This is a genomic window from Myxococcus sp. CA039A (assembly GCF_013336645.1).
GTDB lineage: Bacteria > Myxococcota > Myxococcia > Myxococcales > Myxococcaceae > Myxococcus > Myxococcus llanfairpwllgwyngyllgogerychwyrndrobwllllantysiliogogogochensis.
On sequence record NZ_JABUMQ010000096.1, the window covers coordinates 22,773 to 32,099 of the forward strand.

8 protein-coding genes are annotated in these 9,327 nt (G+C 70.0%); 4 read left to right on the top strand and 4 right to left on the bottom strand.

Annotation, left to right across the window (positions count from 1 at the left end):
* The first annotated feature begins 49 nt into the window (after positions 1-49).
* Together HR086_RS17800 and HR086_RS17805 are read left to right on the top strand one after the other, a co-directional pair.
* Positions 50-2,929, top strand: a complete 2,880-nt coding sequence (locus HR086_RS17800) for a GDSL-type esterase/lipase family protein (protein WP_174466205.1) — start codon at positions 50-52, stop codon at positions 2,927-2,929.
* A gap of 1 nt (position 2,930) precedes the next feature.
* Positions 2,931-4,349, top strand: a complete 1,419-nt coding sequence (locus HR086_RS17805) for an MBOAT family protein (RefSeq protein WP_174466206.1) — start codon at positions 2,931-2,933, stop codon at positions 4,347-4,349.
* On the opposite strand, the gene HR086_RS17810 is transcribed toward HR086_RS17805, so the two are convergent.
* The gene (locus tag HR086_RS17810) at positions 4,340-4,963 is read right to left on the bottom strand and encodes a CoA pyrophosphatase (protein ID WP_141640494.1); all 624 of its coding nucleotides are present in this window, start codon (positions 4,961-4,963) and stop codon (positions 4,340-4,342) included. The genes HR086_RS17805 and HR086_RS17810 overlap by 10 nt on opposite strands.
* Positions 4,964-4,976: 13 nt before the next feature.
* Positions 4,977-5,870, bottom strand: coding sequence for an undecaprenyl-diphosphate phosphatase (locus tag HR086_RS17815; protein ID WP_174454275.1), 894 nt, complete (start codon positions 5,868-5,870; stop codon positions 4,977-4,979).
* Positions 5,871-5,995: 125 nt separating this feature from the next.
* Between HR086_RS17815 and HR086_RS17820 the strand changes: the two genes are divergently transcribed.
* Together HR086_RS17820 and HR086_RS17825 are read left to right on the top strand one after the other, a co-directional pair.
* Positions 5,996-6,466, top strand: a complete 471-nt coding sequence (locus HR086_RS17820) for a YchJ family protein (RefSeq protein WP_174466207.1) — start codon at positions 5,996-5,998, stop codon at positions 6,464-6,466.
* A gap of 28 nt (positions 6,467-6,494) precedes the next feature.
* Entirely contained in the window at positions 6,495-8,090 is a 1,596-nt protein-coding gene (locus HR086_RS17825; RefSeq protein ID WP_174466208.1) for a TIGR02996 domain-containing protein, read from the top strand.
* Between the two features lie 66 nt (positions 8,091-8,156).
* Here the strand turns inward: HR086_RS17825 and HR086_RS17830 are convergent, their stop codons facing one another.
* Positions 8,157-8,795 carry a hypothetical protein gene (locus HR086_RS17830; RefSeq protein ID WP_174466209.1) on the bottom strand — a complete coding sequence of 213 codons (639 nt, stop codon included), beginning with the start codon at positions 8,793-8,795 and terminating at the stop codon, positions 8,157-8,159.
* A gap of 42 nt (positions 8,796-8,837) precedes the next feature.
* Positions 8,838-9,327: CHAT domain-containing protein (locus HR086_RS17835; RefSeq protein ID WP_174466210.1), on the bottom strand; the 490-nt coding region annotated here is incomplete at its 5' end.

Consider the following 9,327-nt stretch of genomic DNA (forward strand, 5'->3'; position numbering starts at 1 on the left):
GCGCACCATACCGTTTCGGCCTTTCCGGGAAAGAGGGGAGCCGCTTCCCATGAAGCCCCCGTCCAGGCCGTTGCGCCTCCCACCTTCCAGTCCAGACCGCCCGCCTGTCCGCCCCCCGGACGATGAAGCGGCCCCGAGCGGCGAGAGTTTTGACCCGCCCCCGAAAAGCCAGTCTCATGCCGCGCTGTTGGACTTCCTCAAGGCCAGAACCACCGGGCTGACGCTCACCCTCACCGTCGCGCTGGCGCTGGGGCTTTCGCTCGCCCCGATTCCGGAGTCGTGGCGCCCCCTGCCCAGTCTCCAGCGAGGCCCCCTGGGCCCGAAGCTGGTGGCGCTGGCGGTGCCGGCGTCCTTCACCGGAGGCCGCCCCGCCCCGCCCCCGGAGATTGAGGTGGTGGCGTCGGACACGCCCAAGCAGGGCGCCGTGCCGGAAGAGGACCCGGCCGACGACGCGGGGACGGAGGTCGTGGACGCGGTGCCCACGCCCGCGGTGCCCACCGTGCCCGGCATCGGCCTGGAGGAATTGAGCGCCCCCTCGCTGGCGCGCGCCGTGGAATTGGAGGCGCTGCGCGAGCGGATGAGCGCCCAGCACGTGGATATCGAGCCCAACTGCCGCAAGGCGCGGGCGGACGGCACCTGTGCGGAAGACGGGCTCGCCCCCTTCCACCGGGCGCTGACGGAGCTGCGCGCGGACACGCGGCGCACGCCGGTGCGCGTGGTGCATCTGGGAGACTCGCTCGTCGCGTCGGACTACATCACCGACGTGGTGCGGGACAGGCTCCAGGAGCGCTTCGGCTCGGGCGGCAAGGGCTTCCTCTTCATCACCCGCCCCGCCAGCGCGGGCCGGTGGACGCGCTCCGGACGGGGCTCGGACGGCTGGGAAATCGCGCGGCTGGTGGACACCAAGTGGCCCCGCGACAGGGTGGGCTGGACGGGTGTGGCCTTCACCTCGGCGGGTGGCTCGCAGAACACGAAGTACGACGTGGAGGGCTCGCGGGTGGCGGAGCTGTTCTTCCTCGCCCAGCCCTCCAGCGGCTCCGTGCAGCTCTCCGTGGATGGCCGGCCGCTGCAGCGCATCCAGACGCGCGGCTTCTCCAAGACGAAGTCAGAGGCGGCCTTCGCGCGGGTGAACCTGCCCGAGGGCGCCAAGACGCTGACGCTCACCACGTCCGGCAAGGTGGAGCTGCACGGCGTGACGCTGGAGACGGGCACGCCGGGCGTCATCTACGACACGGTGGGTCTGCTCGGCGGCATGGCGGAGGTGTACCTGCGCGCCCAGCCCGCGGCCTTCCGCGCGCAGCTGCGCCAGCGCAAGCCGGCCATGGTGGTGTTGATGGTGGGCGGCAACGAGGCGTTCTTCTTCTCGAGAGACCGGACCACGCTGGAGGAAGTGCGCGCGCAGATGAAGGAGCTGGTGTCGCGCGTGCGCGCCAACGTGCCGGACGCGGCGTGCCTCGTCATGTCGCCCATCGACGCGGGCGTGCGGACCATGGGCGGCGAGCTGGTGCCGCGCCGGGGCTCCAAGGAGGTCTCCGACATCTTCCGCGAGGAGGCGCGCCTGGGTGGCTGTGCCTTCTGGGACGCGTACACCGCCATGGGTGGCGAGGGTGCGGCTCTTCGGTGGCTGGAGGCCGGGTTGATGTTGGAGGACCTGGTGCACCCGCGCGCGAAGGGCTCCGATTTGCTGGGCCACCTGTTCGACCTGGCGCTGCAGCGCGGGTTCGCGAAGGTGCACGCGCCGCTGGTGCCGGTGGCGGATGCGCCGGGCCTGCGGGACGCGGACACCGCGCTGACGAAGACGTTCGACCGGCTGCGCCGCCGCGAGTCCGGCGAGGCTTTGCGCGTGGGCATCGCCCAGCTCGGCGCGTCGCATACCGCGTCGCACTACTTCACGGACGCGGTGCGTGGGGTGCTGACGAAGCGCTTCGGTGACGCGGGCCGGGGCTTCATCGCCGCGGGCAAGTCCTCGCCTCGGCTCGAGAACGCGCGCGTGGCCCGCGAGCTGGTGGGCGACTGGACGGTGGAGGACGCGATGGAGGCACCGCCGGGCGGACTGTGGGGCCTCACGGGCATCCGCGCCGTGGGCGCGCCGGGCGCGAAGCTGCGCATCGAGTTCTGCAAGGACTGCAAGGACGCGAAGACCTTGACCGGGCGGCTCGACCTGTACGCGCTCGACGCGCCCGACACGAAGGCTCCAGACATCCGGGTGGACGGCGAGGCCATGCCTCCGGACGCGCCGCTGCCGGAGCCGCTCTCCGCGCCGATGGTGCGCATCCGCTCCTTCCCCGTCACGGGCGCCTCGCACGAAGTCGAGGTGGTGGCGCCGGAGGGCAGTGGGGTCACCGTGCTGGGCGCCGCGCTGGAGTACGACACGCCGGGCGTGGTGCTGGACGCGCTGGGGTTGCCCGGGGCCATGGCCTCCACGCTGCGGGACATGGATGCGTCGGCGGTGGATGCGCAGCTCGCCTCGCGTCGTCCGGACCTGCTCGTCTTCTGGTACGGCACCAACGAGGCGGGCAAGGCGGACCTGGACGCGGCGGCGATATCGAACGACTACCCCGCGCTCATTGCCCGCCTGCGCAAGGCCACCGGCAACGCCGAGTGCCTGTTGATGGGGCCCACGGACCGGCTGGCGCAGGACGCGAATGGCCGCTGGACGGAGGCGCCCGCGCTGGCGTCGGTGCTGGACGCGTTGCCTCGGGTGGCGCGTGACGCGGGCTGCGCATACTGGTCTCCGCGCGCGGCCATGGGCGGCGAGCGGGCGATGCTGCGCTGGCAGCGGGCCCGTCCGGTGCTGGGCCATGCGGATGGCGTGCACCTGACGCCGGAAGGCTACGAGCGACTGGCGGCGAGCTTCGCGCGGGACTTCCTGGCGGCGTACGAGCTGCGCAAGAAGACCGAGCCCACCGCGCGCATGGAGGGGAACTGACGTGCTGTCGCACAGCCTCCAGTACCTCGTCTTCGTCATCGCGGTGTTCGCCCTGTACTGGGCGGTGCACCGTCACTACTGGCCGCGCCTGTTGGTGCTGCTGGTGGCCAGCGTCTACTTCTACGCGGCCTTCACGCCCTTCCCGCTCATCATCTTCCTCATCGGCGTCACGGTGGACCACCTGCTCGTCAAGGGGATGGGACGCGCGACGTCGCAGGGCGTGCGCAAGCTGTTCGTCACGCTGTCGGTGGTGTCGAACCTGGGGTTGCTCGCAGGCTTCAAGTACCTGGAGCTGTTGCGCAAGACAGCGCTGGAGCTGGTGCCCGAGTCCTGGGGTCTCCACGTCCGCGAGACGCCGTTCAGTTTGATTCTGCCGCTGGGCCTGTCGTTCTTCGTCTTCCAGGCCATCAGCTACACGGTGGACGTGTACCGGGGGAAGGCCAGCTCCGAGCACTCGTTCATCGAGCACCTGCTGTACATGCTCTTCTTCCCGCGCGTGGTGAGCGGGCCCATCGTCCGCGCGTCGGAGCTGATGGCGCGCTTCAAGGACGTGCCCACGCTGACGCCGGACGAAGGCGGACAGGCGATGTTCCGCATCGCCGTGGGCCTGGTGAAGAAGCTGGTCATCGCGGACGTGCTGGGCAGCGGCATTGTCGACCCGGTGTTCGCCTCGCCGGACAAGTACGCCTCCGCCGAGTGCATCGTCGCGGCCATCGCCTACACCTTCGAGCTCTACTACGACTTCTCGGGCTACTCGGACATCGCGCTGGGCGTGGCGGCGCTGTTCGGCTTCAAGTTCCCGGAGAACTTCAACCGGCCCTATCTCGCGAAGAACCTGGGCGAGTTCTGGAACCGGTGGCACATGAGCCTGTCCACCTGGCTGCGGGACTACCTGTACCGGCCGCTGGGCGGCAACCGGGTGTCGAAGCCTCGGGTGTTGTTCAACCTGATGACGGTGATGGTGCTGGGTGGCCTGTGGCACGGCGCGGACTGGCGCTTCGCCGTCTGGGGCGGCGTGCACGGCGCGGTGCTGGGCCTGTCACGGTGCTGGGAGTGGTGGGTGGGCAAGCCGGAGAAGCCGGGGGTCCCTCGCATCGCCATGGGGATGCTGGCCACGTTCACCATCGTCGTGCTGACACGCGTCGTCTTCAGGGCGAAGACGATGATGCACGCGGGTGAGTTCTACGCGCGGATGATGGAGGGAGTGCCGGGTATCGCCAACGTCAGCCCGCTGGTGTGGGGCATGTTGGCGGCGGCGGTGTTCTTCCACGTGGTGCCGATGAAGCTCTACACGGTGACGTCGGAGCTGTTCGTGCGGATGCCGGTGCCGGTGCGCGCCGTGGCGCTGGTCGTCCTGGGCCTGGGCATCCGCCACCTGTCCGCCGTGGAGACGCGGCCGTACGTGTACCTTCAGTTCTGACGCCGGCCGGGCGCGGCGAGCACGGACTCCAGGCCGGGCACCTGCGCGAGCTGCCCCAGGAAGTCGCGGAGGATGCGCGCGGTGGCTCCCCAGATGACGTGGGAGTCGTACGTGTAGAAGTACAAGTCCCGCTCGGCGCCGAAGACTTCCTTGCGCTCCACGCGGAGGATGGCCGGGTCCATCAGGGCGACGAGTGGCACCTCCAGGATGAAGGCCACCTCTTCTGGACTGGGCTGGTACTTGCCGTCGCCCGGAATCACGCCGACGAAGGGTCGCACGCGGTACTGGGAGATGGTGGGCACCTCGTCCAGCATGCCCAGCACGCGCACGCCGCGCCGGTCGATGCCCAGCTCCTCTTCCGTCTCGCGCAGCGCGGTGTGCAGCGGCGTGAGGTCCTCCGCGTCGCGGCCTCCGCCCGGGAAGCTGTACTGATTGGCGTGGGTGCGCAGGGTGGCGGGGCGTCGGGTGAAGACCACGTGCGGCACGCCGTCGCGCTCGAACAGCGGCACCAGCACGGAGGCCTCGCGCAGCACGAGCCCCGGCAGGTCCACATTGCGCGCCGGACGCGTCGACAGCCGCGCCTCCACCCCCTGGAACAACGCCTCCACGCTCACGACGCCAGCCTCCCTAGTCGGTGATCTGCTTCTCGATTTGCTGCTTCCCCGGCTCGCGAGGCACGTCCACGTTCTCCACGCCCGACAGCGGCTTGAGCACGCCCGCCTGGAGCAACCCGAGGAGCAGCAGACCGAGCGCCACGCGGTACACCACGAACACCAGCGTCGTGCGCGAGCGCAGGTAGTTCAACAACCACGCGATGGCCGCCATGCCCGAGGCGAACGCCACCAGGGTGCCGACCCAGAGCGACACTGCGCTGGGCCGCTCGGTGGCTTCCAACAGGTGCTTCAGTTCGAAGATGCCCGCTAGCGAGGTGGCGGGGATGGACAACAGGAACGAGTAGCGCGCCGCGTCCTCGCGCTTGAGCCCCAGCGACAGGCCGCCCGTGAGCGTCGTGCCCGAGCGCGACGAGCCGGGGATGAGCGCCAGCGCCTGCCACAGGCCGATGAGGATGCCGTCCCGCCACGTCATGTCGGCCAGCGTCCGCTGGTGTGAGGCGCGCTTCTCCACCACGAAGAGGATGATGGCCAGGATGATGAGGCTGCCGGAGATGACGTAGAGCGAGCGGAACTGCGTCTCGATGGCCTTCTTGAAGGCCAGGCCGCAGATGCCGATGGGCAGCGTGCCCACCAGGACGAACCACGCCAGCCGGGACTCCACGGTGCCGAAGGGCTCGCGCTTCGCAAGCCCCCGGAAGAACGCCGTCACCAGCGAGACGATGTCCTTGCGGAAGTAGATGAGCACCGCGGCGACCGTGCCCAGTTGGATGACCGCGGAGTACGCGGCCCCCGGGTCCTTCCACCCGAACAGCTCCGGCGCGATGCGCAGGTGGGCGGTGGAGCTGATGGGCAAGAACTCGGTGAGACCCTGGACCAGTCCCAGGACGATGGCTTCAAGGAGGCTCATAGGCGCGGTCCCCGGATGTATGCCCGGACACCGCCGCCAGCAAGGGCGAACCTCCGCGTGTGTGGCGGGGCGAGCACGCGGTGTCCCCCCTTCCCCCACGGTCCAGGTAGGCTCGGGTCCGCGACATGCCCCCTGCCCCTCCGTGCCCCTGCTGCTCCGGACTGCGCTACCGCGAGTGCTGCGCCCCCTTCCACCGGGGCGAAGCGGAACCGCCAGACGCCGAGCGACTGATGCGCAGCCGCTACAGCGCCTTCGCCCAGCGCGAGCCGACGTACCTGTGGAAGACACTTCACCCCAGCCACCCGGACCGCGCGCGGCCCGAGGACGTCGTGGTGCGCGAGCTGCGCGCCTTCGCGCAGGCCCACCAGTTCCCCAAGCTGGTGGTGATGGACCGCCAGGCCCCCGACGCCCAGGGCACCGCGCAGGTGCTCTTCTTCGCGAAGGTATTCGAGAAGGGCAAGGACCGCTCCTTCGTGGAGCGCTCCGACTTCCGCCACGACGGCACCGGCTGGCGGTACCTCTCCGGTGACACGCTCATGCTGCGCGAGCTGACCGTCCCGCCCGAGTCCCTCACACTCGCGACGTTTCCCAGGTAGGCCAGCTCCGCGCCTCGAAGGACCCTCGATGCCCACCGCCCCCTCGAAGCTGTCTTCCCTGCTGAAAGCCGCGAGCCAGCACGACTGGAGCCGCGTCCTCGACGACCTGCTCGTCGCGTGGCGTGCCGCGCCCCACACCGCGCTGGCCGACCGCATCGTCACCGTGGGACAGAAGCTCTCCGGCGACATCCCTCCGCCCAAGGACTGGGATGCGCTCGCGAAGAAGCCCGACGCGAAGAACCTCACGACGCTGCTCGCCGCGTTGCTCGACAAGGGCTCGGTGAAAGGGAGGCCCCGGCTGGAGACGCTCGCGGACTGGCCCGAGGACCCGCGCATCGACCGCTGGGTCGCGAGCCAGTTCGTGGACCCGCCCTTCACCAGCACCGGGGCCCGTCCATACTGGACACGGCTGGCTCCCCTGGCGCGCCGCGTCCGGGATGCCCAGGCCGCGAGTTCGATGCTGAAGGCACGCGCGCGCTACGACAAACAGGATGACTTCGAGGAGTTCCTCGCCGGCCACGTCGACCGGATTCGCGCCGGGCTCGAGGCCGCGAAGGACGCCGAGCTTCACGCCGACGACGTGAAGGTCCTCGCCGGGTTCGACGCGGCCCTCCAGGAGGCCGCGCCACCGAGGCCCCGGAACGCCGCGGACGCGGAGGCCCTGCTGGCCCAGGTGCTCGCGAAGCCCGAGGACGACGAGGCCCGCGCCGTGCTGGCCGACGTGCTGCTGGAGCAGGGCCACCCTCGCGGCGAGCTCATCGCGCTCCAGCTCGAGGCCGCCCGGCGCCCACTCACCGCCGCCGAGCGCAAGCGGGAGCAGGCGATTCTCAAGAGCGCCCGGAAGGAGCTGCTCGGCCCGCTCGACGAGGCGCTCAAGCCCGACTGCGTCTTCACGCGGGGCTTCCTGTCCCACGCCGCGCTGAAGCAGGGCAACGCGCGCGCCACCCAGAGCGCCATCGAGAAGACCATCGGCCATCCCCTGTGGGCCACGGTGGAGCACCTGGAAGGTCGCGGCGACTACGACATCACCACGGACCCGGTGATGAAGTCGCTGCGCTCGCTCGCGAACACCGACGTGGGGCTCCGAGCGCTGGCGAAGATGCCCCGGCTCGAGTCCCTGCTGGTGCGTGGCGCGGTGGACGCCTGGACGGAGGTGGGCAAGGACACCAGCGCGTTCCCCTCGCTGCGCCACCTGGACCTCTTCCTCTTCCTCGGGTGGGTCTCCGATTTCCTGGCGACACCGCTCGTGTCTCGGATGGAGCGACTCCAGGTTCGCATCTACGTGAGCGCCGAAATCCCGTCGTCGGCGCTGGAGTTTCTTTCGCTCGTGCCGACGCTGAAGGTCCCTGACCTCACCTTCCGACTGGTGCGCAACGACACCAAGGACTGGAGCTGCGGCTTCCGCTTCGTGCGCGAGCCGGATGGCAAGCACGCGGTCCACCTCTTCACCACGAAGATGAACGAGCCCTACGAGGAGCTCGTGCGCGACGACCTCGTCGCCGGACTCGAGCAGATCGCGCGGCTCAAGCGCTCGAAGCTCACCATGGCCCATCAGCTGCGCTCGGACGTGAAGGCGGACATCGAGCAACGCGTGAAGGCGCTCGGCGGCACGCTGGAGACCTGACGCGCCTGCGAGGAATTACGACGAGGCCCGGCGTGACAGCTCCGGGCCTCGTCCCTTCATCCGCGCTTAGCGGGGCACCGTCGTTCCAGCCGGCGGAGCTGTGGCCGCGGGCGCGGGGTCGCTGGTGTCATCGACGGCATTGGCGGTCCTCCAGGCCAGGGCCGCGAAGCCATCCGGCACCGCTCCCCCCTCATCCGTCGGGTCCGGCGGCGGCTTGTCGCCAATCTCGTCAGACTGGTTGGTGCAGGGGTCATACGGAGGTGGCGCGCTCTGCTCCTCGCCTCCTCCCTGATTGCCCTGCTGGGGGTTGGAGCCCGCGTCGACGGCGTCCGTCCCCACGGAGCCCCCGCTCCGGACCCTCACCGGCGCGGTGAACGTCGTCGTGGGGATGCCCTTGCGGCGGACGTTCGCGAAGAACGCGTCGCTGGAGGCACGGTCACCCGACACCGCGTACGCGAAGGTCTTCCCGCCGGGGTTGACGCCCAGCGCGAGGAACTTGCCCGTGCGGGGGCACAGCCCGACGACCATCTGGGTGGCGCCCTCGGGCAGCTGCGCGTTGGGCGGCAGCGGCTGGACCTTGGGAGTCTTCGGCATCGGGCCGGGCTCGGGGCACGGACTCGGCGTCGGTCGCGAGCCCATCGTGCGGCACCCCGTCACCGCCCCCACCAGCACCAGGCACATCATCCACTTGTTCATGTTCTTCATTGTCTTCCCCCTCCACTCGAACCAGGCGGGCCCATCCCGCCTTCATTCAAAAACCAGGACGGAGCGCACCCAACTGCGAGGGTCTCGCCGCATCCACGTCATCCGCACATCTCGCAGGGCATTGGCCGCGCGCTCTCCACGCTGAATCCGCTCACGCACCGCATTGAAGAAGGGTCCCGCTTCGGCATCGGGCACGTCCACGGTCGCCGCGAGCACGGTGCGCGCCCCCGCATCCAGGAAGGCGACGGGCAGGCTGAAGCGCTCATATGTCCAGGTGACGCCATGCGCGGCCCGGCACGCCGCCAGGATGACCAGGGGCTGGCCTCGCAGCTTCGTCGCACGCACTTCTCCCGCGGTGAGCGCATAGCGACCGTTCGACTCGGGCGACAGCACCAGCAACGACGCCTCGGACACATCCGGGTTCATCAGCCCGTGGGCATGGACCTCGATTTGCGTGGCGTCCGCCATCGCCTCCAACACGCGTGAAGGCGTGGCCTGCCGTCCCAGCAACATCGTGGCGTCATCCCCGGGC